Here is a 22,410-nt window from a genome sequence, read left to right on the forward strand (position 1 = left end):
CGAAAGGCCCACCGCTGATGGGCAGATTCCTCCTCCGCCGACTGTTGCAGCTGATCCCGGTCTTCCTGGGCGCGACGCTGCTGATCTACTTCCTTGTCTTCAGCCTCCCCGGGGACGCCACCGCCGCCATCTGCGGCGAAAAGGGCTGCACCCCTGCGGTCGAAGCTTCACTGCGCGAGCAGTACAACCTGGACCAGCCCTTCTGGATCCAGTACCTCCTGTACCTCAAGGGCATCTTCACCTTTGATCTGGGCACCAACTTCGCTGGCCAGCCGATCACCGACATCCTGGCCCGCGTCTTCCCCACCACCGCTCGTCTGGCCCTCATGGCATTGGCGTTCGAAGCCGTCTTCGGCATCGCCATCGGCCTGTTCGCGGGGCTGAAGAAGGGCAAGTTCTTCGACTCGACCGTACTGGTCTTCTCGCTGCTGGTCATCGCCGTGCCGATCTTCGTGCTGGGCTTCCTGATGCAGTTCGTGGTGGGCGTCAAACTCGAATGGGCCAATCCGACGGTCAGCGGTGACGCGAGTTTCACCGAACTGATCCTCCCGGCCCTCGTGTTGGGGCTGGTGTCCTTCGCCTACGTGTTGCGGCTGACCCGCACCGCGGTCATCGAGAACGCCAGCGCCGACTATGTGCGCACGGCCACCGCCAAGGGGCTGAGCCGTCGCCGCGTGGTGACGGTCCACGTGCTGCGCAACTCCATGATTCCGGTGGTGACGTTCCTGGGTGCCGACCTGGGCGCCCTGATGGGTGGAGCCATCGTCACCGAGGGAATCTTCAACGTCAACGGCGTGGGCAACACCTTGTACCGCGCCGTGCTGAACGGGGAGGCCCCCGTTGTCGTTTCGATCGTCACCGTACTGATTGTGGTCTTCGTCCTGGCCAACCTGCTGGTGGACCTGCTGTACGCGTGGCTGGACCCGAGGATCCGATATGCCTGAGAACACCCAAAACCGTCCCACCGTCCGCGGTGCCAAGATTTCCAAGTACCCGATCGAACACTTCGTGGCCGACCCCGACGAAACCCCGTTGCAGGCCACCGACAGTTCCGTCTCCGACGCGGCACCGGTCTCCCTGTGGCTCGAGGCGTGGCGGAACCTGCGCACCCAGCCACTGTTCATCATCAGTGCGATCCTGATCGTCTCGGTGGTCTTCGTGGCCCTGTTCCCGGGGCTGTTCACCAACGAACAACCCAATGCGAACTGCCAACTGGCCAACTCCGACGGCGGTGCCGTCCCCGGGCACCCGCTGGGCTTCACCCAGCAGGGCTGCGACATCCTGGCCCGGGTGATGTACGGGACCCAGTCCTCGCTGACCATCGGGTTGTTCGCCACGATCGCCATCGTGATCTTCGGCGGCACCATCGGGGCGATCTCCGGCTTCTTCGGTGGCTGGGTCGACGCCGTGCTGGCCCGCCTGGGCGACATCTTCTTCGCCCTGCCGCTGATCCTGGGCGCCATCGTCGTGGTGCAGATCCCGTTCTTCCAGGAGAACCGCAACGTCTGGACCATCGTGCTGATCCTCTCGGCCTTCGGCTGGCCGCAGATCGCCCGCATCACCCGGGCCGCAGTGATCGAGGTGCGCGACGCGGACTTCGTCATCGCGGCCCGCTCATTGGGTGTGAGCCGGGCCGGTGCGCTGATCCGCCACGTCATCCCGAACTCGTTGGCCCCGGTCATCGTGATCGCGACCATCACCCTGGGCATCTTCATCGTGGCCGAGTCCACGCTGTCCTACCTGGGTATCGGGTTGCCGCCGGACGTCATGTCCTGGGGCAATGACATCTTCTCGGCCAAGAGCTCGCTGCGCTCGAATCCGATGGCCTTGTTCTGGCCGGCCCTGGCGCTGTCGTTGACGGTGTTGAGCTTCATCATGCTCGGCGACGCGCTGCAGGACGCCCTGGACCCGAAGGCGCGCAAACGATGAACGGTGAAACCATGAACAACGAAACCTTTGACGAAGCCTCGAGGCCGCGTCCGCTGCTGGAACTGCGCGATCTGGCCATCAGCTTCAAAACGGGAAACGGCGAGGTCGAGGCGGTCCGTCAAGCCAACCTGACCATCCTGCCCGGGGAAACCGTGGCGATCGTCGGGGAATCCGGCTCGGGCAAGTCGACCACCGCCCTGGCGGCGATCGGTTTGCTGCCCGCCAATGGCCGTATCGCCGGCGGGACCCTGCTCTTCGACGGTGAGGACATCACCAACGCCTCGGAGAAGCGTCGGGTCGAGCTGCGCGGTTCCTCCATCGGCATGGTCCCCCAGGACCCGATGTCGAACCTGAACCCGGTCTGGCAGATCGGCTTCCAGGTCAAGGAGACGCTGGCGGCCAATGGACTACCGCATCAGAAGAAGGATGTGGCCAAGGTCCTCTCCGAAGCCGGTCTGCCGCGGGCGGAGGAGCGGGCCAACCAGTACCCGCACGAGTTCTCCGGTGGCATGCGCCAACGCGCGCTGATCGCGATCGGGCTGTCCTGCCGACCGCGGTTGCTCATCGCCGATGAACCGACCTCGGCCCTGGACGTCACGGTGCAACGCCAGATCCTGGACCACCTGGACACCATGACCGACGACCTGGGCACCGCGGTGCTGCTCATCACCCACGACCTCGGGCTGGCGGCCGAACGCGCCCATAAGGTCGTGGTCATGTACAAGGGACAGGTCGTCGAGGCCGGGCCCGCCGTGGAACTGATGACCAACCCGCGCCACCCCTACACCCAGCGCCTGGTGGCCTCGGCCCCCTCGCTGGCCTCGCGCCGGATCGAATCGGCCAAGGAACGCGGGAAGGAATCCGCGGAGGAACTGACCGCCGACCGGCCGGTGGCCACGGACAACGTCATCGAGGTCCGGGACCTGGTCAAGAACTACAAGATCCGCGGCGGCGTCGGCAAGGCCACGGAATTCCGGGCCGTGGACGAGGTGTCCCTGAGCATCAAACGGGGCACGACGACCGCCGTCGTCGGCGAATCCGGTTCGGGTAAATCTACGGTGGCCCGGCTGGTGCTGGGGCTGGAGGACGCGTCGGAGGGCAGCATCCTGTTCGACGGCGTGGACATCACCACGCTCTCGCGCAAGGAGATGTTCAAATTCAGGCGCCGGGTCCAACCGATCTTCCAGGACCCCTTCGGCTCGCTGGATCCGATGTACAACATCTTCCGCACCATCGAGGAACCGTTGCGGGTCCATAAGATCGGTGACGGCAAGGTCCGCGAACAGAAGGTGCGGGCGCTGCTGGAGCAGGTGGCCCTGCCGGCGTCGATGATGCAGCGCTTCCCGAACGAGCTCTCCGGCGGCCAGCGTCAGCGCGTGGCCATCGCCCGGGCGCTGGCTTTGGACCCGGAAGTGGTGATCTGCGACGAGGCCGTCTCGGCGCTGGACGTGCTCGTGCAGGCGCAGGTGCTGAACCTGTTGGCGGATCTGCAGTCCGAACTGGGGTTGAGCTATTTGTTCATCACCCACGACCTGGCCGTCGTCCGCCAGATCGCCGACCATGTCTGCGTGATGGAGAAGGGGAAACTGGTGGAGACCGGGAGCACCGACGAGGTCTTCGAGAACCCGCAGACCCAGTACACACGGTCGCTGCTCGACGCCATCCCCGGTGCCGGTCTGATGTTGCCTCCCGAGGTGGCCTGACCCGCCAGCAGAACGACAGTTCCCGGCCCGCCATCCCTAACGGGGGTGGCGGGCCGACCTGTCGGTGGGCCCACCCGGGGACTGAATCCGGACCGCAGGAGGCCCCCGATTCCGGCAACGGTGCAAGAATCGACCTACGGCAGGTGGGCCAGGACGGGCCAGCACGGTGCCGGCGACGAAAGGGACCAGCATGGCTGAACGGGTCGGGATCATCGGCGGGGGCATCGTGGGGGTGGCCATCGCCCGGGCGCTGACCGCCACCGAGGACGTCGAGGTGACGGTGCTCGAGAAGGAAGCACGTCTGGCGGCCCACCAGACGGGCCATAATTCCGGCGTCGTGCATGCCGGGCTCTACTACCCACCCGGTTCACTCAAGGCCACCCTTTGCGGCCGGGGCCGGGAGATGACCCGCGACTTCTGCCGCGAGCGTTCCCTGCCCTACCGCGAGCTCGGCAAACTGGTTGTCGCCCTCACGAAGGACGAGCTGCCCCGGCTGGAGGAGATCGAACGCCGCTCCCGCGAGAACCGGGTCCCCGGCGTGCGGCGGCTCGATGCCGGGGCGATGCGTGAGATCGAACCCCATGTCGCCGGGGTCGCCGCGGTGCATTCACCGCATACGGCGGTGGTGGACTATTCGGCGATCACCGAGGCGTTGGCCGATGACGTCCGTCGCGGAGGTGGGGCCGTCCTGCTGGGTCAGGAAGTCACCGCGGTATCCACCGCCGGCGGATCAGTGAGCGTTTCAACCACGGCAGGGACCCATGTCTTCGACCGACTCATCGTCTGTGCGGGTCTGCAGTCCGACGTGATCGCCCGGATGGTCGGGGCCTCCCCGTCGCCGAGGATCCTGCCCTTCCGCGGGGAATACCGGGCCCTGGCCCCGGGCCGCCAAGACCTGGTCAAGGGCATGATCTATCCGGTTCCTGACCCGCGTTTCCCCTTCCTGGGCGTCCACTTCACCCGCGGGGTGTACGACGACGTCCAGGTCGGCCCGAATGCCGTGCCCGCCCTGGCGCGGGAAGGATACCGGTGGCGGCAGGTCTCGATGCGGGACACCCTCGAATCGCTGCGCTGGCCCGGGGCTCCGGCCCTGGCCAAGCAACACTGGCTGATGGGGGTCCGGGAGATCTCCGCCTCCCTGGTCAAACCGCTCTATTTCCAGCAGGCCCGCCGCTTCGTCCCCGAATTGCTGCCGGCGGATCTGGCCTCGAAATCGGCGGCCGGGGTGCGGGCCCAGGCCTGGGACAAGGACGGGTCGTTGGTCGATGACTTCGCCGTCGACCAGGTCGGAGCCGTCACGCTGTTGCGCAACGCCCCCTCCCCGGCGGCGACCTCGGCGATGGCGATCGCCGAATACGTGCTCGAACATCATCTGGGGATCACCCCCGGAGGCTGAACGACGCCGGGTGGGGCACGGGAGGAGTGCCCCACCCGAGGACCACGCAGTGGGCTTGAGCTACTTGACCTTGACCATCAGCGGTTTACTGGCCGTGGTTCCGGCGGCATTGGAGAATTCGACGACATACTCATAGGTCCCCGACTTCCGCCCGGAGATCTTTTCTTCGACCTGCTGGGCTGCGGGGCTGCTGGCGTCCAATTTCCCGGTGGCGATCTGCCGACCGTCTTCCAGAAGTCGGTAGGTCTCGCCATTGGTGCCCCACCAGAGGTTGGCGGTCAAGGTGTAGTCCCCGCCGGTTCCCTGGTGGTCGCGGCTGAGAACCGGCAGCGCCGGGGCCGCGTCGGTGACCCTGACCTTCAGCGGCGCGGTCTTCGTCGAGCCAGCGGCATTCACCAGCTCTCCGGTGTAGGTGTAGGTGCCGTTCTTTTTCCCCTCAACAGAGAAGGAGGCCTTCTGTGCTTCCGGCGTTTTGGCCTTGAGCTTCGAGACGGAAACCAGTTCGCCATCTTCGTAGAGACGGAACAAGCTGGCATTGGACCCGTGCCAGAGGTTCATGCTGACCGTAAAATCGCCATCCTGGAGGCCGGTGTCCCACCCGTTGTCGTGGGACAGGGATGCTGCTGTCGGCGCCGTGGATTCGTTGTCGCTGGGTGCTCCAGGGTCGATATCTTCAGACACGTCCAAGGAAATGGCAGCAAGCTTGGCCGTCAGGGAGGTCGACTTCGACCCATTGGCTGCAGTGAATTTCACAGTCTGGGCCGCGATGGCACCCGACTCGACGTCTTCGGAGGACACCGTGTGCTGCAGTTCATGGGTCGTCGTTCCGCCGGTGGAAAGTTCCTTCGCCGCGGTATGGTCGCCCGTGGTCACGTCCGTCAACCGCACGTTGCCCGTATTCTCCAGAGTCAGCGTCGTGGTGACGGTATCTCCGGTGCTGGCGTACCCGTCACCGTCCACGTCGATGAAAGCCCCGTCGTCGTGGGTTTCAGAAAGCTCCGGTGCCCGGCGGAGAACGTCGACTTCCTCACCGGTGACTTCGAGGGTTTGGTCGATATTCGTGTATTCCGGGACTTGTCCGACGGTCCAGGTGGTTCGGGGGACGAAGAAACCGTCCGCGACGTCGTCGTCGGTCACCGTGTGACGTGGAGACGTGCAGTTGTAGGAAGTGCCCACGGCGAGGGAACCATAACGGCAGTTGCCTGCCGGGCTGGGGTCCCCGACGGGCTGGGCCGCGAACGGGGCGAAGTTTCCGTCCGTGGGCACCACCCATTGCGTGACATTTCCGGTATGGGACACCACGAAGCTGTAGGGGACCTGGTCCCGGGCCGCATACGGATCGGCGTCGACATCCCGGTTCGAGTCGGTCTGTTCGCCCTCGACGGAGATACCCACGATGGTCTTGCCCTCGACTTCTGCCGTGACCGGACCTTGGGATTCCCTCCCGTCGGCGGCGGTGAAGACGCTCTGGAGCTGGACGGGGCCGTTGGCCGTGGCGGGGGAGGTCACGGGAACCTCGACCATGGTGCTCTTGCCGGAAGCGACGGCGGGGACCTCGACGGTCTTGGCCGTCCAGCCGGCGGGGCCGGAGATGGTCAGTTGGCCTGCTGGCAGTCGGGTTGCTTCCTGGTTCGTCACAGTCACCGGAACGTTGGCGGTTTCATCCGGGTCGATCTCCAGGGGTTCGGCCTCAAGCGGTGCGCACACGACATTCAGCCAGTCCTGGTCGTAGGCGGAGAAACGCAGGTCATTGGTGTAACCGGCTTCGTAGAAGGTACCGAAGATCCCGCTGTCCAGGGCTGTGGTGGACGAGTAAGCGGAGGTGCCGGACCGAATGGTCCGCAGACCAGGCCAGGTGGCCCCGTCGTCACAGGAAACCCTGGCCGAAACGTTTTCGCGTTCAGTCTGTGAGTTGGCCCCCGTGTAGAGCAGTTTCCGGGCGTCGTCGCTACCCTCGGCGGCATTCGGGAACATGCTGGTCAGCTCCGCGTTGTTAGTGGGATCCGGTAGCTGTCGGTCGGCGGTGACTTGTCCGTAGGTTTCGCCGCCGTCCTCGGAGATGGTGACCTTCCGGAATCCGCCTCCGTTCGAATCGCGGGAGTTGAGCATGACACGGCCGTCGGAGAGCTCGACGACCTTGTTCTCGTCCATCCCGGTGCCGACGAGTTCACCGCGGTGCCAAGTCGCTCCGTGGTCGTCGGAGTAGACCGAATAGGCCTGCATGGCGCGGGTGCCGTCTGATTGCTGGACGTCGCCGGCGAACTGCTGGATGAGCCGTCCACGGTGTTCACCATGGCGTAGCTGGATTCCTTCTCCGGAACTGGCGAACATGCTGCGGACATCGCCGGGGGATGGGGTCTTCGAAGCTCCGGGCTTCGCCACGTCGGTGATCAGCCGCGGTTCGGACCACGTCCTGCCCTCGTCCGTGGACTCTGCAACGGCAGCACTGATGACCTGGCGGTCGTCATCATCGTTGCCGAATGCACTGCCGTGGAAACCTTGATCCTTGGAATACACGAAGAAGGCGAAGACCTTGCCGGCTTCGTGGTCGGTGACGAAGCTGGGGTCGCTGTATCCGTATTTCTTCCCGGTCGCATCACCGGGATGGCCTGCGGCAATCGTCGACATGGAATCCCACGTCTTGCCGTTGTCGGTACTGCGCCGCATGACGATTGAATTCGGGTTGGGTGCATCGGCTGCGCTGTCCGGTCGGGCATCCCACGCAGCCAGCAATACTCCGTCACGAACATGCGTCAGAGCGGTGATCCGGTAGAAGAAATCCTCTGCTGTCCGGTCGGCTGCGAGGTTCTGCTCATTGAATACCCCGGGGGCAGCTGACGGATCGCCCCCCGGGGTGGTGGTGTCGCCCGTGGCAGGGACGGCGATGGCGACCGGAAGCACCAGCCCCAATGCTGCACCGGTGATGAAGAGGTGGCGAACTCGTCCCATCCATGGTGCCGACCGTCGACGACGGGTAGGGGGAACCGCTGGGGCGTGGTGCATGCAGAGACCTTTCGAACGAAGCAAATGGAATAGATGGGAGGTGGGATGTCCGATGTACTGTATGAACTGGATCACAGATTTCTGGATTGGGCCAGAAGGGGAAGGCTGTGTGACTTTTGGGCAAGCGAGGTTTGACTCTCCGGGAGTGGTCGGCGCGCCCCCTTGTCGACACGATCCCGGTACGGCGTCGAATCCTGTCTGGCTTTCCGTGCGGTGAACTCGTGGCGAAGTATTTATTTCTGATACAGATAACATTTCGTATTCTGATCTCAAATTCGGGTCATCAGGGACCTGTGCGTGGATTGGCCATGATGGCCCCAGGGGCCTTCCCGCGCCCTATGTGTTCGTGGAAGCGCATGAAATCAAAGAAGTTTTCGTCCCTTTTGTGGTTTGCCCTCATTTCGAGGCGCACAGTTTTGGTCTTTTCGGGAATGTGCTTGCGCTCACACTCTTCATGGGTAAACATAGGTAAGTGATCCATAACATCCGTGGATCACCACATTGGAGAAGTCGGGAGAGACGATGCGTTCCATGCACACTTCGAGGGCCGGCGCCCTCACCGCCATTGCCGTGACGGGCGCCTTGGCGCTGACCGGATGCGGAGGAGATGCCGAGTCGTCGGGTGCCGCCAACGCCGCCGACGGCGATTTTTCCGGAAAGACGATGACCTATTGGTCGTACTGGCAGGAGAAGGAACCCCAGGCCAAGGCGATTTCGGCAGCGATCGAGGACTTCGAGGAGGAAACCGGAGCGACGGTGGAGGTGGAATGGCAGGGACGCCAGGTCACCCAGAAGCTGGCGCCGGCGATGCGCTCGAACGCCCCCGATGTCGTCGAATCGGCGCTGGACAACTTGGCGCCATTGGTCGGTGACGGCCAGGGCGAGGACCTCAGCTCGGTCATGACCGAAAAGAGCATCAACGAGGACTCCTCGCTGGCCGACGCCGGCGTGGACCGGTTCGAGGACCTGGTCACCAACGACGACGGCGAAGTCTGGATGATTCCTTACTCCGTGCTCGGAATCGGCATCTGGTACGACGCCAAGGAACACTCCGAGCTGGAAGGCAACGCCCCGAAGACCCTGGACGATCTCGGTGCCCTCATCACGAAGGAAGGCAAGGGGTCGGTGGCACTGGATAGCGACGTGCCGTACTACACCACCCTCTGGGCCAGCAGCATCCTGATGCGTGAACTCGGTCCCGAGAAGTTCCGGGCCACGGTCGAGGACAAGTCCGGTGAGGCCTGGATGGACGACGACGTGATGGCTGCCGTGGAGAAGATCCGTGACGTCGTCCCCCCGGAGTCATTCGCCGACGGCAGTTTCGGTTCGAAGTTCCCGGCCATCCAGGAACGGTGGGCCACCGGGAAGGCGACGTTCCTGCTCAACGGGTCCTGGATCCCGCAGGAAACCGCCAAGAGTGCGGGCAAGGATTTCGACTTCGCGTCACTGGAGATCCCCGCGGGGACCTCGGGCGAAGCAAACGCGCAGATCGGCCTGACCGGGTATTCGGTCCCGGGTAGGGCAAAGCATAAGGAGTTGGCCAAGGCCTTCATCCGTTTCGTCCTGGAGAAGCAATACCAGGAGGATTACGTGACCAGCTCCAGCGCGATGTCGGTCCGCGACGATGTGGAGGTCCCGGAGGACCTGAAGAACATCGGTGACTCCATCGCCGCCGAGGACCCCGTGCTGGCATTGGACGGGGTGAACGTCGACTACGCGGGCATCGTCCCGGAGGTCTTCGCCGCCCCGGTCCGCGACTACCTTTCGGGGGGAACCGACGCCAAGGGCTTCGCCCAGAAGATCTCCAAGGCCCAGGCGAACTACTGGAAGGGCCAGAACTAGATGGCCCTCGCCACCCGGGCGGCCGAACATCCCGTTCGGCCCGCCCGGCACGGAGCGGCCCGCCGTCGGGCGGGCCGCTCCGAGTCACCCATGGAGAAGCGGCGTCGCCGGATCTTCTGGCCGTTCCTGATCCCGGCCCTGCTCGCCTACGGGATCCTGTTCCTCGGGCCGGCGCTGGCCTCCTTCGTCATTTCGTTCATGCGCTGGGACGGCATGGGCGAGCCGGACATGGTCGGCTTCGAGAACTACAGCCGGTTGTTGGGCGATAGCGTCTTCCACCAGGCGTTTGCCAATACCCTGATCATCCTCCTGGTCGGCGGCATCGCCGTCTTCGCCGTGGCCTTCGGCCTGACCATGGTGCTGCGGGAGATGCGCGGACGGAAATTCATCCGCAACGTCGTCTTCTTCCCGGTGATCATTTCCCCGGTCGTGCTCTCCATCCTCTGGGGCTTCATCTTCCAGTCCAACGGACTACTCGAATCCGCATTCCGCGGTGTGGGGATCCCCGAGGGACCGAACTGGCTGGGTGACCATCTGTTCCTGATCATCGTGGTGGGGCTGATCTGGATCAACCTCGGCCTCTACGTCACCATCCTCATGGCAGCAGTGGACCAGATCCCCATCTATCTTTATGAGGAATGCGCCCTCGCCGGTGCCACGGCCTGGCAACGGTTCCGCTATGTCACCCTGCCGCTGACCTGGGATGTCGTTACCGCCGCAGCGGTGTTGTGGACGATCGGTTCACTGAAGATCTTCGAGTTCATCTATGCCTTCGGAGGCACCTCGGCGGATATGCCACCGACCAACGTGTGGAACAGCGCCCTGTTCATCTACGGGAAGACCTTCGGGGGGCCGGACACCGGCCTTTGAATTCGGCTACGCCTCCGCAGCCGCAGTGGTCACGGTGCTGGCCGTGATGGTCTTCGTCTTCGCGCTCCAGCGGGCCACCCGCCGCGAACCGATCGAGTACTGAGGAATCCATGGCTACCCTGCTTTCCGACCGGGCCACCCCGGCCCATCAGGAACATCCCGAGAACACCCCGCCGCCACCGCCGCGCAAGACAGGCTCCACCGCCAGGATCGGCGCGACCGGAAAGGTCCGCAGCGTCGGCATCGTGCTGGTCTGGATCCTGGCCGCCTTCAACGTCGGCACCCTGCTGTGGGTGTTGCTGACCTCGCTGCGGACCCACCGGGCGATCTTCGAAACACCGTGGGGGCTACCGATCCCGCCGGCCTTCGAGAACTTCGCCACCGCATTATTCGAGGGCGAATTCGGCATTGCCGCGTTCAACACCGCCCTGATGACCGTCGGCGGGTCGATCACCCTGATGCTGCTGGCCGCTCCGGCCGCCTACGTCCTGGCCCGCAGCACCCGCAAGGTCTCCGGGACGATCTTCGCCCTCTTCGCCATCGGCATCGGCGTGCCGGTGCAGGTGATCATCATCCCGCTGTACGTCATGCTGGAACAACTGCATCTGATCAACTCGTTGTGGGGGCTCTTCCTGGCCTTGCTGGGGGCCAACATCCCCTTCACGGTGATCCTGCTGACCGGGTTCATGCGCAGCCTGCCCAACGATCTCGAAGAGGCGGCGGCCCTGGATGGCAGCTCCTCGCTGCGGACGTTCTGGCAGATCATGATGCCCCTGGCCCGGTCCGGCATCATCACCTTGCTGACGCTGAACGCCATCAACATCTGGAACGAGACGTTCCTGGCCCTGGTGCTGATCCAGGACACGGATAAGCAGGTCCTTCCGGTGGCGTTGCTGAACTTCATCGCCCGGCAACAGACCAACGGAGCCGACTACGGCGGACTCTTTGCCGGGGTGCTGGTGCTGGTGCTGCCGATGATCCTGCTCTACATCTGGCTGGGCCGCCGGATCATCGAGGGCATGACGCTCGGCGCCAGTAAATAACGAGGCCACCCACCCTTCCGGACGGCCACCGGAATGCAACCCCCATGGAAAGTGAGTAGGAATGCTGCAGGAAGCGCGCCCCCACGCCGCGCCGCTGGACACGGAGGCCTCGTCGCCGACCCCGGCGGCGCTGTCGATCCACGACGGGGGGTTCCTCCGTTTCGGCGAACCCCACCGGATCCTCTCCGGGTCCCTCCACTACTTCCGGGTCCACCCCGACCAGTGGAGGGACCGGCTGGCCCGCTTGGCGGCCATGGGGCTGAATACCGTAGACACCTACATCCCCTGGAACTTCCACGAGGCGGTCCAGGGCCGGGTCGATTTCACCGGCTGGCGGGATGTGGGACGGTTCATCGATCTGGCCGGGGAGCTGGGCCTGGACGTCATGGTCCGGCCGGGCCCCTACATCTGCGCCGAATGGGACAACGGCGGCTTCCCCGTCTGGGTGACCCACGGCAGGAGGGGACGCCTGCGCTGCCTCAGCGATGACTTCACCCGCGATGTCGCCGGCTGGCTGGACCTGGTCATGCCCCAACTGGTGTCCCGGCAGTCGGGGACCGGGGGGCCGATCGTCGCCGTGCAGGTCGAAAACGAATACGGCAGCTACGGCGACGACGCCGAATACATGGCCTGGCTGCGCGAGGCACTGCTGGCCCGCGGGGTCACCGAACTGCTCTACACCGCCGACGGGCCCACCGAGTTGATGCTCGACGGCGGCACCCTCGAGGGGACGTTCGCGACGGCGACCTTCGGTAGCAGGGTGGCCGAAAGCGCCGCGTTGATGCGCGGACGCCGCCCCGGGGATCCCTTCATGTGCGCCGAATTCTGGAACGGCTGGTTCGACCACTGGGGCGAAAAGCACCATGTGCGCGAGCCCGGCGACGCGGCCGGGATCATCCGCGAGATCGTGGAAGCCGACGGATCGGTGAGCCTGTACATGGCCCATGGCGGAACCAACTTCGGTCTCACCTCGGGGGCGAACTTCGACGAGGGCCAATACCAACCGACCATCACCAGCTACGACTCGGACGCCCCCGTGGCCGAAAACGGGGCGCTGACCGCGAAGTTCCATGCCATGCGCGAGGTCCTGCTCGGCCCCGGAGCCGAACCGGTCCCCGCCGGACTGTTGGCCGCTCCGGCCACCCTGCCGGCGACGAGCCTGCCCCTGGAGGGCAGGGCAGGTCTGCTTCCGGTGCTGCGCGGGGCGGGAACCCCGGTCGCCTCGGCCCACCCGTTGACGTTCGAAGAGCTCGACGCCGATGCCGGACTGGTGCTCTACAGTGCCCGGCCGATCCTGCCGAAGGGCCCGACGACCATCAGCATCCTGGGGCTGCGCGACCGGGCCCAGGTCCATGTCAACGGAACCCTGGTCGGGGTGCTTCAACGCAACGACCCGCAGGCGGTCATCGAACTCACCGGTGCGGGGGAGCGGGTGGAGCTGGAGATCGTCGTGGAGAACCAGGGGCGCATCAACTACGGCCCCCGGCTGGGGGAGTCCAAGGGCATCACCGGCGGGGTCCTCATCGGGCGACGACTGGTCAGCGGCTGGAACCACCGCCACGTGGCCCTGACTGAACCGGGGCCTGCCGAACTGTTGGCGACGGCCCGGACCACCCCCGGGGAAACTGTGCAGAACCGAAAAACCGGCCTGGCGGAGGCGACCCTGATGGTCGACGACACAGCGGATGCCTTCGTGTCCCTGCCCGGTTCGGTGAAGGGATTCCTCTGGGTCAACGGTTTCCTGCTCGGGCGCTACTGGAACCGTGGACCGCAGACCACGCTGTACCTGCCGGCGCCCTTGTTGGTTCCAGGGGCCAACACCCTGACCGTCCTCGAGCTGGAAGGCCTGGGCGACCAGGTCCGGATCGTGCAGGAACCAGAACTCGGTCCCCCGGAGGTCTTCATTGAAACCTTCTAATGCGGGCACCGCGGAACGGCCGAACGTCATCCTCATCTGCGCCGACCAGTGGCGGGGGGACTGCCTGTCGATCGCGGGCCACCCGCAGGTCCAGACCCCGCACCTGGATGAACTGGCCCGACGCGGCACCCGCTTCACGAAGGCCTACTCGGCGACGCCCACGTGCGTTCCAGCGCGCGCCGCCTTGTTCACCGGCCAGTCACAGGAACGCCACGGCCGGGTCGGCTACGAGGAAGGTGTTCCGTTTGCCGCGGCCCACCCGGTCACCCTCGCGGGGGAATTCTCCCGCGCCGGCTACCACACCCAGGCCATCGGAAAGATGCATGTCTACCCCGAACGCGCCCGGGTGGGCTTCGACGACGTCGTACTGCACGACGGGTACCTCCACCATGCCCGCGGGGAGCATCGGCAGGACTTCCGCTTCTTCGACGACTACGTCCCGTGGCTGCGCCGCCAGCCCGGCATCGCCGCCGACGAGGAATACTTCGATTCCGGGGTGAACTGCAATTCGGTGGCCGCCCGCCCTTGGGACAAACCCGAACGGGTGCATCCGACCAACTGGCTGGCCACCGAGGCGATCGACTGGATGTACCGCCGGGACCCCACCCGCCCGTTCTTCCTCTACCTCTCCTTCCATCGGCCCCATCCGCCCTACGATCCACCGGCCTGGGCGATGGACCAGTATTCCTGCGTGCCCGAGGACGAACTGCCCGTGGGGGACTGGATCTCCGATTGGCAGGAGCACCGCCGGGACGGGGACTACCAGGCGGCCGTCGCGAAGCTACCTCCCGCCGTCGTCCGCCGGGCCCGCATGGGGTATTACGGGTTGATGACCCAGCTCGATCTACAGCTCAACCGCATCGTCGAATCCCTGGCCGACTTCGGACTGGACGAGAACACGGTCATTGCCTTCACCTCCGACCACGGCGAGATGATGGGGGACCACCAGATGTTCCGCAAGGCCGTGCCCTACGAGGGCTCCGCCCGGGTGCCGCTGATCATCCACGACCCCCGCAGCCCGGCCGCCTCGAACGGTTCCACCGTGGACGACGTCGTGGAACTGCGTGACCTCATGCCCACCCTGCTGGACCTGGCCGGGGTCGAGATCCCCGCCACGGTGGATGGTCTCTCGCTGGCCGGGCACCTGGCCGGAGGCCCGGTCCCGGCCAGGACGCACCTGCACGGCGAGCACACCTATTTCGGCCAGTCGATCCAATGGATCACCGACGGGCGGTTCAAATACATCTGGGCCTCGGGCAGCGGCGCCGAACAGCTCTTCGACCTCGACGCCGACCCGGGTGAATTCCACAACCTCATCGGCGAACCGGCGGTCCTGGACGACGAACGGCGCTGCCGGGGGCGGCTGATCTCGGCGTTGGAGGACCGGGAAGAGGGATTCGTCAAGGCCGGGGAGCTGGTGGTGGGCGCCGAACCGGTGACCGTCCTGCGTCAGACCCGCCAGCGGGTGGCCGCGGCGGCCGCGAACGTTGCGCTCCCCGCCGATGAAGCTGCCCGGGCCTAGGCTGGAACCCAAGGAGACCGGATGATGACGAGGGGACGTGGAGGCATGACCATGCCGGTGGGGCGTGCCCCGTCCATGCGCGATGTGGCCCAGGCGGCCGGGGTCTCGGCGCAGACCGTGTCGCGGGTGCTCAGTGGGCACCCGCATGTGCAGCCGGCGACCCGGAACCGGGTCATGACGGTGGTCGAGGAGATGGGGTATCGGCGCAACTACACCGCCAGGGCCCTGGTCACCGGTCAAAGCAAGACGTTGGGGGTGCTCACCCTGGCCACGGACTTCTATTCCCGGGCTTCGCTGTCCCTGGGCATCGAGAAGGAGGCCCGCGCCCACGGCTACCTCGTCAACAACACCACCACCGACTCGTTGGCTTCCTCCGCCATCGGCCAGGCCGTCACCCGGCTCGTGGACCAGGGGGTCGATGGGCTGATCATCGCGGTGCCGTTGATCGACGTCGACGAACCCCTCGAACGGATCACCCGCCGGGTTCCCACGGTCACCGTGGACGGTTCGCGGACCTCTGCCGCCGATGTCGTGGCCGTGGACCAGGCCGAAGCGGCCCGGCTGGCCACCCGCCACCTGCTCGAACTGGGGCACCGGACGGTCTGGCATATCGCCGGACCCGATCAATGGTCGGATTCGGCGACAAGGGTCGCCGGCTGGAGGGAGACGTTGCAGGAAGCCGGCTGCGAGGTGCCGCCCGAACTCCACGGTGACTGGACGCCGGAGTCGGGGTACCGCAATGGCCAGTTCCTGGGGCGGATGCCCGAGGTGACCGCAGTGCTGGTCGCCAGCGACGAAATGGCCTTCGGGACACTGCGTGCCTTGCATGAGCTCGGCCGGCGGGTGCCCGAGGATGTGTCGGTGGTGGGAATCGACGACATCGCCCTGGCCGCCTACAGCCAGCCGCCGTTGACCACGATCAGGCAGTCGTTCGAGCAGACCGGGAGGCAGGCGGTGGCCCATCTGATCCGGCAGATGACCCACCCGGAACCGGACCATTCCTCCGAACGGGTGGCCCCGGAACTGATCATCCGCTCCAGTACGGCCCCGCCGCCGGGCGGCTAGTGCCCCCGGTGTTCGGGGACCAGGGTGGAGACGACCTGCAACAGCAGCTCGGGGCTGAATTCCTCCGGCTGGCGGGCCACGTTCACGGCCGCTCCGTAGATGAGTGAGGCCAGGGTGGAACGCAACGCGGGGCCTGACATGCCGGTGCCTTCGACCAGCCGCTCGGTGACCGGCTCCAGGGTGGCCGCGTAGCGGTCCAGTGCGGCGTTGATGGGCGCGCGGTATTCGTCGTGGTGACGCAGGAAATAGAACTGGAAGATCAGGTCGACTTCACCGCGCCGGGCGGGCAGGGCATGGATCTGCTGGGCCACCATCGAAATCAGGGCGGCCCGGGGGGAGAGATCCTCGCCGAAACCGGGCGGGGGACCACCCAGGATGGTCTCCAGCAGGTGGGTCAACAGCGCGTGCAGGAGACCTTCCTTGGACTCGTAATAGAAGTAGACCAGGCCGATCGACAGCCCCGCTTCGGCAGCCACGCTGCGGGAGGTCACCGACTCGATCCCGCCGTCCAGTGCCACCTTTGCGGCGGCGTCCATGATGTCCCTGCGTCGTTCGCCCTCGGGCTTCTTGATTCCCCCCATGAACCAACCCTAGCCTTGTCATCCATCGAACGCTGGTTCAATGTAAGTTGAAGATCGTTAACTCCACCGAACGAGGAGCACCATGCGCCACCCCTTGAAGAACGAGACCGTCCTGATCACCGGTGGAGGCAGCGGCATCGGCCGGCTGTTGGCACTGGGCGCCGCACGCCGCGGGGCCCGCATCATCATCTGGGACCTGTCGGAAGCCTCCGGACGGACAGTCCGTGACGAGGTGCGGGCGCTGGGGGCCGACGCCGAGGCCTTCGCGGTGGACGTGACCGACCGGGCCGCCGTCCGGGCCACGGCGGAGCAGACCGGCGAGGTCGACGTCGTGGTCAATAATGCCGGCGTCGTCAGCGGCAAACGGCTGCTCGACGCCTCCGAGGAGGCCTTGGAGGCCACGATCCAGGTCAACGTGATGGCCTTGTACTGGGTCACCCGGGCCTTCCTGGGCGGAATGATCGAACGCCGGCACGGCAGTATCGTCACGGTCTCCAGCGCCGCGGGAATGGTGGGGGTGGCGAAGCAGACCGACTATTCGGCCAGCAAGTTCGCGGCCTTCGGATTCGCCGAATCGTTGCGTGTCGAACTGGCCAAGGACGGCACCGGGGTCAACTCCCTGGTGGTCTGCCCCTACTACATTTCCACCGGCATGTTCGAGGGCGTGAAGACCAGGTTCCCGCTGATCCTGCCGATCCTGAAACCCGACTACGTGGTGACCCGGATGCTCGACGCCATCGAGGCGGGCAAGCAGAAGCTCGTCATGCCCCGCGCCGTCCATGCCCTGTCTCCGCTGCGTATCCTGCCGGTGCCGCTCTTCGACAAGGTGGCCAACCTGCTGGGGGTGAACAACACCATGGACGCCTTCGTCGGACGCTCGGGCGGGAAACGGGAGGCAGCTTCGACGGACTCAGCGCAGAGCTGAGATCCCGGCGCGGCTGCAGGGCGGCCTATTCGTCGGCGGTGCGGGGAGCCCGGGAATTGATGGTCCACCATTCGGTGGGTTCGGAAATGGTGAACCGGCGGCCGGTGGTCGAGGTGGGGGTGATGCGGACGAACGCGTCCTTATGCCCCGATTCCCACGGGAAGAGCATCAGCGAGAAACTCTCCACGAGCTCCTCCGTGGACTTGAGCAGTTCGGCGGCACCCTTGAGATTGACGCTCCAGGCGACACCCGTGGACTGGTCAACGCCGTCCACTTCGAAGGCCACCGGGTGATCCCCCAACGCTGCGGAAAGTTTTGTTCCCGCACCGGTGCGAAAAACGACGGTTCCGTGGTCGACGGCGTAGTTGACTGGAAAAATATCCGGGTGGTCCTCCACCCAGACCGCCAAACGGCCCACCGACACGCTGCGAAGCAACGTCCAGCATTCGTTGACCTCGAGGCGTTGTGTGGAGGAACCCTGATCCTTCGTCATGGTCCCGAGCATAGGCTCGGCGGCCGGACTTTGGTAGGGCGGGAGCCGACCCCGGGATCAGGGACCCCGGAGGGCCGTGCGCAGTGCCCTCCAAGCCCCCGTGGACCAGAGGGCCCAGAGCATCAGGACGGGCTGGAAGAACAGGCGGACCAGCCGCGAACCATCACTATCGAGTCCGAACGCGGAGGTACCAGTGACGTATTGGGCGATGTTGCCGGGGAACACCGCAAGGAAGAAGGCCGCAACGGCCCAACCCACCAGAACGCGGCGTCGACGCCAGAACACCAGGGCCGCACCCAAACCGATTTCCACTACTCCGGAGGCCAGGATCACGACATCGGCATCGAGGGGGACCCACTGCGGCACCTGAGCCGTGAATTCCGTGCGGGCGAAACTCAGATGGCTGGTCCCGGCGAAGACCAGGAACGCACCGAGGATGACGGCGCCGACGAATCGGGGCCGTGAGACCTTCCCCGTGGGGCGGGCCACCATGCTTCGGGCCCTCTGCACGAACGGACGCTTCATGACGGAAGGCTAGCAGTGCCGATGTCCGGACCGGGGCCGGGCATGGATACGATCTACTGATGAACGACGTGATGAAGCTGCGTTTCCTAGCGGCCCCCACCGATGTGTCCGAGGACGGCGTGACGGTCCAGGCCGGCCGGATCCTGGAATGGATCGACCAGGCGGGGTACGCCTGTGCGGTCGGATACGCCGGGGGCTATTGCGTCACCGCCTACGTCGGGAACGTGCACTTCACCCGTCCCATCCGCAACGGCGATCTGATCGAGGTCACCGCCCGGATCGTGCATACCGGACGCACCAGCATGCAGGTGGTGGTCACCGTCGACGCCGCGGATGTCAGTGAACGCGAATTCCGGCCCGCGATGGACTGCATTCTGGCTTTCGTCGCCATGGATGAGGACAGCCGACCCAAACCCGTCCAACCGTGGGAGGCCTCCGATCCCGAGGCGGAGCAGCTGGCCCGCTGGGTCGAGGACCGGGTGGAGGCCCGGGCAGCCATCCGCGACCTGATGCGGGCCCAAAAATACACGGAGGCCGGAACGGCCCCGCAGGAGATGTTCAGGTTCCTCGCCTCACCCACCGATGTGAACTGGGGTGGCAACGCCCACGGCGGGATCGTCATGCGCTGGATCGACGAGGTCGCCCGGGCCTGTGCCACGCGCTGGAGCGGACGCGATTCGGTGGCCGTCTACTCGGGTGGCATCCATTTTTTGAACCCCATCCACATCGGAGACGTCGTCGAACTCGAGGCCCGGCTGATCCACACCGGCCCGCACAGCATGCATATCGCGGTACACGTCAGGGCCCGGGACCCGCGCTCGGAGGCCTGGCGGGAAACCACCCGTTGCATGAGCATCTTCGTGTCCCGCGACGAAAGCGGCCATGCCTCCCCGATCCCGCAGTGGGTTCCGGTCACCGAGGAGGACCGGCGGCTTGATGACCATGCGCTGGAACTGATCCTCCGGCGGGCCGAGGTTCCCCCGCTGCAATTCGCCACCGAACGAAAATACTAGCCCGCGCGGAACCGGTGGCATCCCGGGGTCAGGAGTCGGTGCCGGCCGCCGGCCAGTAATAACTGTCGGGGAGCGTCCGTGGCCCGAAGATCGCCTGGCCCACCCGCACGACCGTTGCGCCTTCGTCGATGGCCCACTCGAAATCCCCGGACATGCCCATGGACAGTTCTTCAAAGGCCGCCGGATCCGGGGCGTCCTGGCGGATCCGATCGCGCAGGGTGCGCAAGGTGGAGAAACAGCGGCGTACCCGCTCCTGGTCGGTGCTGAATGCGGCGAGCGTCATGAGTCCGCGGACCCGCAGGGTACTGAATGCCGGCAATTCGGCGATGAAGCCGGCTGTCTCCTCGGGCTCCATCCCGTATTTGCTGGCTTCGCCGGAGGTGTTCACCTGGACAAAGACGTCCAGACCGCGGCCCTCGCGTTGCAGCCGGCGATCCAGCGCCTCGGCCAGACGCAGGCTGTCCAGGGCCTGGAACTCGCTGGCGAACCGGGCGACGAATTTGGCCTTATTGGTCTGCAGGTGCCCGATCACCGACCATTTGACCTCCTCCAGATCGGACATCGCCTCCCATTTGCGGTGGGCCTCCTGCACCTTGTTCTCACCCAACCACCGGCAGCCGGCGTCGACGGCCAACCGGATATGGGCTTCGTCGATGGTCTTGCTGACCGGCAGGAGGCGAACCTCCCCGGGGGAGCGGCCGGCCCGCCGGGCGGCGGTGGAGATCCGGTCCTGGACGGCGTGGAGATTCCTGGCAAGATCCTCCCGGGTGTCGGCGGGAGGGTAGATGGGGGTGCTCATGGTTGAACCATACGCCCTGGTCCGGGGCTCCACTCAGGCGTCGTCGCGGTAGCGCAGCACCCCGCCGACGGCCGTCGCCCGGACCGGTACATCGCGCAGTTCCGCGGGATCGATCGTGTAGGGGTCGGCTCCGAGGGCGGTGAAATCGGCCAGCATGCCCGGACGCAACCGTCCCTTCAGGTCCTCCTCGCCGGAGGCATGGGCGGCTCCGATGGTGAAACCGGCAATGGCCTCGGCGACGGTGATCCGCTCGCCGGGCTGCCAACCACCGGTGGGTTCGCCATCGGGGCGCTGGCGGGTGACGGCCGCGTGGATGCCGTGCAGGGGGTTGGGGAGTTCGACCGGGGCATCGGAGCCGAAGGCCGGGAACGCGCCGGCATCGATGAGCGAGCGCCAGGCATAGGAGGCCAGATCGCGGCCGGCCAGCAGGGTGGAGGCCAGGGTGATGTCGGTGGGGCAATGCGTGGGTTGCATGGACGGGACGACGCCCAGGCGGACCACCCGGGCGATATCCTCCCGGCGCAGATGTTGGGTGTGTTCGATCCGGTGGCGCAAGGCCCGCGGGGCCGCGGAACCATGCAGCGGATGGAGGGCCAGATCCTGGTAGGCGTCGAGGACGAGCTGGTTGGCCCGGTCCCCGATGGCGTGGGTCGCCACCGCGATGCCGGCACCGGCGGCCCGCCGGACCAGGGCGAGCAGCTCGGGGTAGGGGGTGACCTCGAGCCCGGTGTTCCCGTCGTCACCGGGGAAGGGCGAACCCATGTGGCTGGAGTGGGATCCCAGGGCACCGTCGGAAAAGAGTTTGACCGGCCCGGTCCGCAACCAGGCATCGCCGTAGCCGGTGGCCAGGCCCTCGTCGATGGCCCGGTCCAGAGAGGTCGCCGGAATCGATTTATGCACCCGCAGCCGCAAATCGCCACGCGCGCGCAGTCCCTCGTAGGCGGTGCGGCATTCCTCGCCGTCGAAGTCGTGGACGGCGGTCAGCCCGGCCGCCAGCAACCGCTCCTGGGCGGAGGCGAGCTGGGACTGTAGATCCCCGGCCGCGTCACCGTGCATGATCTCGCTCAGGGGCGCATGCGCTGCCTCCCGGAGGATCCCCGTGGGTTCTCCGTCCGGGGTGCGGATGATCCGACCACCGACCGGATCGGGGGTGGACGCGTCGATGCCGACCAGGGCCAGTGCCGCCGAATTCGCCCAGACCGTATGCCCATCGATGCTGGGCAGGGCTGCCGGATGTGAACCGGTCGCCGAGTCCAGTGCCGCCCGATCGGGCTGGACGGGCACATCCCAGGTATTGAAGTCCCACCGGCCCCCGAAGATCCAGGCCCCCGCCGGCAGCCTCGAGGCGTGGACCCTGATCCTGCCCAGGGCCTCGTCCAGTGAGGAGGTGCCCCGCAGGTCGAGCGCGGCGCTCTCACGGGCGTAGTTGGCCGTGTGGATATGGGCATCGGTGAGCCCGGGGATCACCGTTGCCCCGCCGAGATCAATCGTTTCCAGGGCTCCGGTGGCCTGGCCCCGGAGATCCTCCGGGGTGCCCACCGCGATGATGTGCTCGCCGCGTGCCAGCAACGCCGTCGCCCGGGGATATCCATCCCACTGCGTGTGGAAGGTGGCGTTCACGTACAGGCGTTGCTCAAGCATTCACGGGTCCTTTGCAGAAGATCACAGGTCAACGCAGGTGATCACGTCGGCTGATGCCCGGATGGACCCCTGCGTCCTGCGGCCACTCTAGGGCAGGGCCGGGTGTTTGCCGGGGCCGGGCCCACCGCGACGACGGGTAGCC

Annotated in this window: 18 protein-coding genes; 12 read left to right on the plus strand and 6 right to left on the minus strand. The window is 66.0% G+C overall.

Annotated elements, in window-relative coordinates; translation table 11 throughout:
- The first annotated feature begins 17 nt into the window (after positions 1-17).
- From AC3ZI9_RS01565 to lhgO, 4 genes are all read left to right on the plus strand, one after another.
- Positions 18-944 (plus strand): ABC transporter permease, encoded by a 927-nt coding sequence (locus tag AC3ZI9_RS01565; protein WP_443383038.1) that lies wholly within the window; start codon positions 18-20, stop codon positions 942-944.
- On the plus strand, positions 937-1,929 hold the full coding sequence (locus tag AC3ZI9_RS01570; RefSeq protein WP_443383041.1) for an ABC transporter permease: 993 nt from the start codon (positions 937-939) through the stop codon (positions 1,927-1,929). Before AC3ZI9_RS01565 ends, AC3ZI9_RS01570 begins: the two co-directional genes overlap by 8 nt.
- Positions 1,930-1,940: 11 nt before the next feature.
- Positions 1,941-3,632, plus strand: coding sequence for a dipeptide ABC transporter ATP-binding protein (locus AC3ZI9_RS01575; RefSeq protein WP_444554110.1), 1,692 nt, complete (start codon positions 1,941-1,943; stop codon positions 3,630-3,632).
- Positions 3,633-3,822: 190 nt separating this feature from the next.
- Entirely contained in the window at positions 3,823-5,028 is a 1,206-nt protein-coding gene (gene lhgO, locus AC3ZI9_RS01580; protein WP_444554109.1) for an L-2-hydroxyglutarate oxidase, read from the plus strand.
- Positions 5,029-5,088: 60 nt separating this feature from the next.
- Here the strand turns inward: lhgO and AC3ZI9_RS01585 are convergent, their stop codons facing one another.
- Positions 5,089-7,977, minus strand: a complete 2,889-nt coding sequence (locus AC3ZI9_RS01585) for an exo-alpha-sialidase (RefSeq protein WP_444566385.1) — start codon at positions 7,975-7,977, stop codon at positions 5,089-5,091.
- Between the two features lie 585 nt (positions 7,978-8,562).
- Between AC3ZI9_RS01585 and AC3ZI9_RS01590 the strand changes: the two genes are divergently transcribed.
- The 6 genes from AC3ZI9_RS01590 (at position 8,563) to AC3ZI9_RS01615 (ending at position 16,291) form a co-directional block, all read left to right on the plus strand.
- Positions 8,563-9,873, plus strand: coding sequence for an ABC transporter substrate-binding protein (locus tag AC3ZI9_RS01590; protein WP_443383052.1), 1,311 nt, complete (start codon positions 8,563-8,565; stop codon positions 9,871-9,873).
- Entirely contained in the window at positions 9,874-10,743 is an 870-nt protein-coding gene (locus AC3ZI9_RS01595) for a carbohydrate ABC transporter permease (RefSeq protein ID WP_444566384.1), read from the plus strand.
- A gap of 110 nt (positions 10,744-10,853) precedes the next feature.
- Positions 10,854-11,786, plus strand: coding sequence for a carbohydrate ABC transporter permease (locus AC3ZI9_RS01600; protein WP_443383057.1), 933 nt, complete (start codon positions 10,854-10,856; stop codon positions 11,784-11,786).
- Positions 11,787-11,847: 61 nt separating this feature from the next.
- Positions 11,848-13,704: a glycoside hydrolase family 35 protein gene (locus AC3ZI9_RS01605; protein WP_443383060.1), complete on the plus strand. Its 1,857-nt coding sequence runs from the start codon at positions 11,848-11,850 to the stop codon at positions 13,702-13,704.
- Positions 13,691-15,226, plus strand: a complete 1,536-nt coding sequence (locus tag AC3ZI9_RS01610) for an arylsulfatase (RefSeq protein ID WP_443383063.1) — start codon at positions 13,691-13,693, stop codon at positions 15,224-15,226. The genes AC3ZI9_RS01605 and AC3ZI9_RS01610 overlap by 14 nt, the downstream gene beginning before the upstream one ends.
- Before the next feature lie 21 nt (positions 15,227-15,247).
- Positions 15,248-16,291, plus strand: a complete 1,044-nt coding sequence (locus AC3ZI9_RS01615) for a LacI family DNA-binding transcriptional regulator (RefSeq protein WP_443383065.1) — start codon at positions 15,248-15,250, stop codon at positions 16,289-16,291.
- On the opposite strand, the gene AC3ZI9_RS01620 is transcribed toward AC3ZI9_RS01615, so the two are convergent.
- Positions 16,288-16,872, minus strand: a complete 585-nt coding sequence (locus tag AC3ZI9_RS01620) for a TetR/AcrR family transcriptional regulator (RefSeq protein ID WP_443383068.1) — start codon at positions 16,870-16,872, stop codon at positions 16,288-16,290. The genes AC3ZI9_RS01615 and AC3ZI9_RS01620 overlap by 4 nt on opposite strands.
- A gap of 82 nt (positions 16,873-16,954) precedes the next feature.
- On the opposite strand from AC3ZI9_RS01620, the gene AC3ZI9_RS01625 reads away from it, so the two are divergent.
- Positions 16,955-17,797, plus strand: coding sequence for an SDR family oxidoreductase (locus tag AC3ZI9_RS01625; protein ID WP_443383071.1), 843 nt, complete (start codon positions 16,955-16,957; stop codon positions 17,795-17,797).
- Positions 17,798-17,822: 25 nt separating this feature from the next.
- On the opposite strand, the gene AC3ZI9_RS01630 is transcribed toward AC3ZI9_RS01625, so the two are convergent.
- Together AC3ZI9_RS01630 and AC3ZI9_RS01635 are read right to left on the minus strand one after the other, a co-directional pair.
- Positions 17,823-18,290 (minus strand): pyridoxamine 5'-phosphate oxidase family protein, encoded by a 468-nt coding sequence (locus AC3ZI9_RS01630; RefSeq protein WP_443383074.1) that lies wholly within the window; start codon positions 18,288-18,290, stop codon positions 17,823-17,825.
- Positions 18,291-18,347: 57 nt separating this feature from the next.
- Entirely contained in the window at positions 18,348-18,815 is a 468-nt protein-coding gene (locus AC3ZI9_RS01635; protein WP_443383076.1) for a DoxX family protein, read from the minus strand.
- Between the two features lie 59 nt (positions 18,816-18,874).
- Here AC3ZI9_RS01635 and AC3ZI9_RS01640 point away from each other — a divergent pair, with 59 nt between their 5' ends.
- A complete protein-coding gene (locus tag AC3ZI9_RS01640) occupies positions 18,875-19,828 on the plus strand; it encodes an acyl-CoA thioesterase (RefSeq protein ID WP_443383079.1) in 954 nt (317 codons plus the stop codon).
- A 28-nt stretch (positions 19,829-19,856) separates the two neighbouring features.
- Here the strand turns inward: AC3ZI9_RS01640 and AC3ZI9_RS01645 are convergent, their stop codons facing one another.
- Together AC3ZI9_RS01645 and AC3ZI9_RS01650 are read right to left on the minus strand one after the other, a co-directional pair.
- Entirely contained in the window at positions 19,857-20,627 is a 771-nt protein-coding gene (locus tag AC3ZI9_RS01645; protein ID WP_443383082.1) for a YggS family pyridoxal phosphate-dependent enzyme, read from the minus strand.
- Positions 20,628-20,660: 33 nt separating this feature from the next.
- Positions 20,661-22,268: an amidohydrolase gene (locus tag AC3ZI9_RS01650; RefSeq protein ID WP_489923752.1), complete on the minus strand. Its 1,608-nt coding sequence runs from the start codon at positions 22,266-22,268 to the stop codon at positions 20,661-20,663.
- Positions 22,269-22,410: the final 142 nt, after the last annotated feature.

This window comes from Arthrobacter sp. AOP36-F1-5 (assembly GCF_058137995.1).

Excerpts from the sequence above, each read along its gene's own strand:
- AC3ZI9_RS01605 (WP_443383060.1), top strand. The coding sequence starts at position 11,848 with ATGCTGCAGGAAGCGCGCCCCCACGCCGCGCCGCTGGACACGGAGGCC.
- lhgO (WP_444554109.1), top strand. The coding sequence starts at position 3,823 with ATGGCTGAACGGGTCGGGATCATCGGCGGGGGCATCGTGGGGGTGGCC.
- AC3ZI9_RS01625 (WP_443383071.1), top strand. The coding sequence starts at position 16,955 with ATGCGCCACCCCTTGAAGAACGAGACCGTCCTGATCACCGGTGGAGGC.
- AC3ZI9_RS01615 (WP_443383065.1), top strand. The coding sequence starts at position 15,248 with ATGATGACGAGGGGACGTGGAGGCATGACCATGCCGGTGGGGCGTGCC.
- AC3ZI9_RS01640 (WP_443383079.1), top strand. The coding sequence starts at position 18,875 with ATGAACGACGTGATGAAGCTGCGTTTCCTAGCGGCCCCCACCGATGTG.
- AC3ZI9_RS01595 (WP_444566384.1), top strand. The coding sequence starts at position 9,874 with ATGGCCCTCGCCACCCGGGCGGCCGAACATCCCGTTCGGCCCGCCCGG.
- AC3ZI9_RS01620 (WP_443383068.1), bottom strand. The coding sequence starts at position 16,872 with ATGGGGGGAATCAAGAAGCCCGAGGGCGAACGACGCAGGGACATCATG.
- AC3ZI9_RS01645 (WP_443383082.1), bottom strand. The coding sequence starts at position 20,627 with ATGAGCACCCCCATCTACCCTCCCGCCGACACCCGGGAGGATCTTGCC.
- AC3ZI9_RS01570 (WP_443383041.1), top strand. The coding sequence starts at position 937 with ATGCCTGAGAACACCCAAAACCGTCCCACCGTCCGCGGTGCCAAGATT.
- AC3ZI9_RS01635 (WP_443383076.1), bottom strand. The coding sequence starts at position 18,815 with ATGAAGCGTCCGTTCGTGCAGAGGGCCCGAAGCATGGTGGCCCGCCCC.
- AC3ZI9_RS01650 (WP_489923752.1), bottom strand. The coding sequence starts at position 22,268 with ATGCTTGAGCAACGCCTGTACGTGAACGCCACCTTCCACACGCAGTGG.
- AC3ZI9_RS01630 (WP_443383074.1), bottom strand. The coding sequence starts at position 18,290 with ATGACGAAGGATCAGGGTTCCTCCACACAACGCCTCGAGGTCAACGAA.
- AC3ZI9_RS01590 (WP_443383052.1), top strand. The coding sequence starts at position 8,563 with ATGCACACTTCGAGGGCCGGCGCCCTCACCGCCATTGCCGTGACGGGC.
- AC3ZI9_RS01575 (WP_444554110.1), top strand. The coding sequence starts at position 1,941 with ATGAACAACGAAACCTTTGACGAAGCCTCGAGGCCGCGTCCGCTGCTG.
- AC3ZI9_RS01565 (WP_443383038.1), top strand. The coding sequence starts at position 18 with ATGGGCAGATTCCTCCTCCGCCGACTGTTGCAGCTGATCCCGGTCTTC.
- AC3ZI9_RS01600 (WP_443383057.1), top strand. The coding sequence starts at position 10,854 with ATGGCTACCCTGCTTTCCGACCGGGCCACCCCGGCCCATCAGGAACAT.
- AC3ZI9_RS01585 (WP_444566385.1), bottom strand. The coding sequence starts at position 7,977 with ATGGGACGAGTTCGCCACCTCTTCATCACCGGTGCAGCATTGGGGCTG.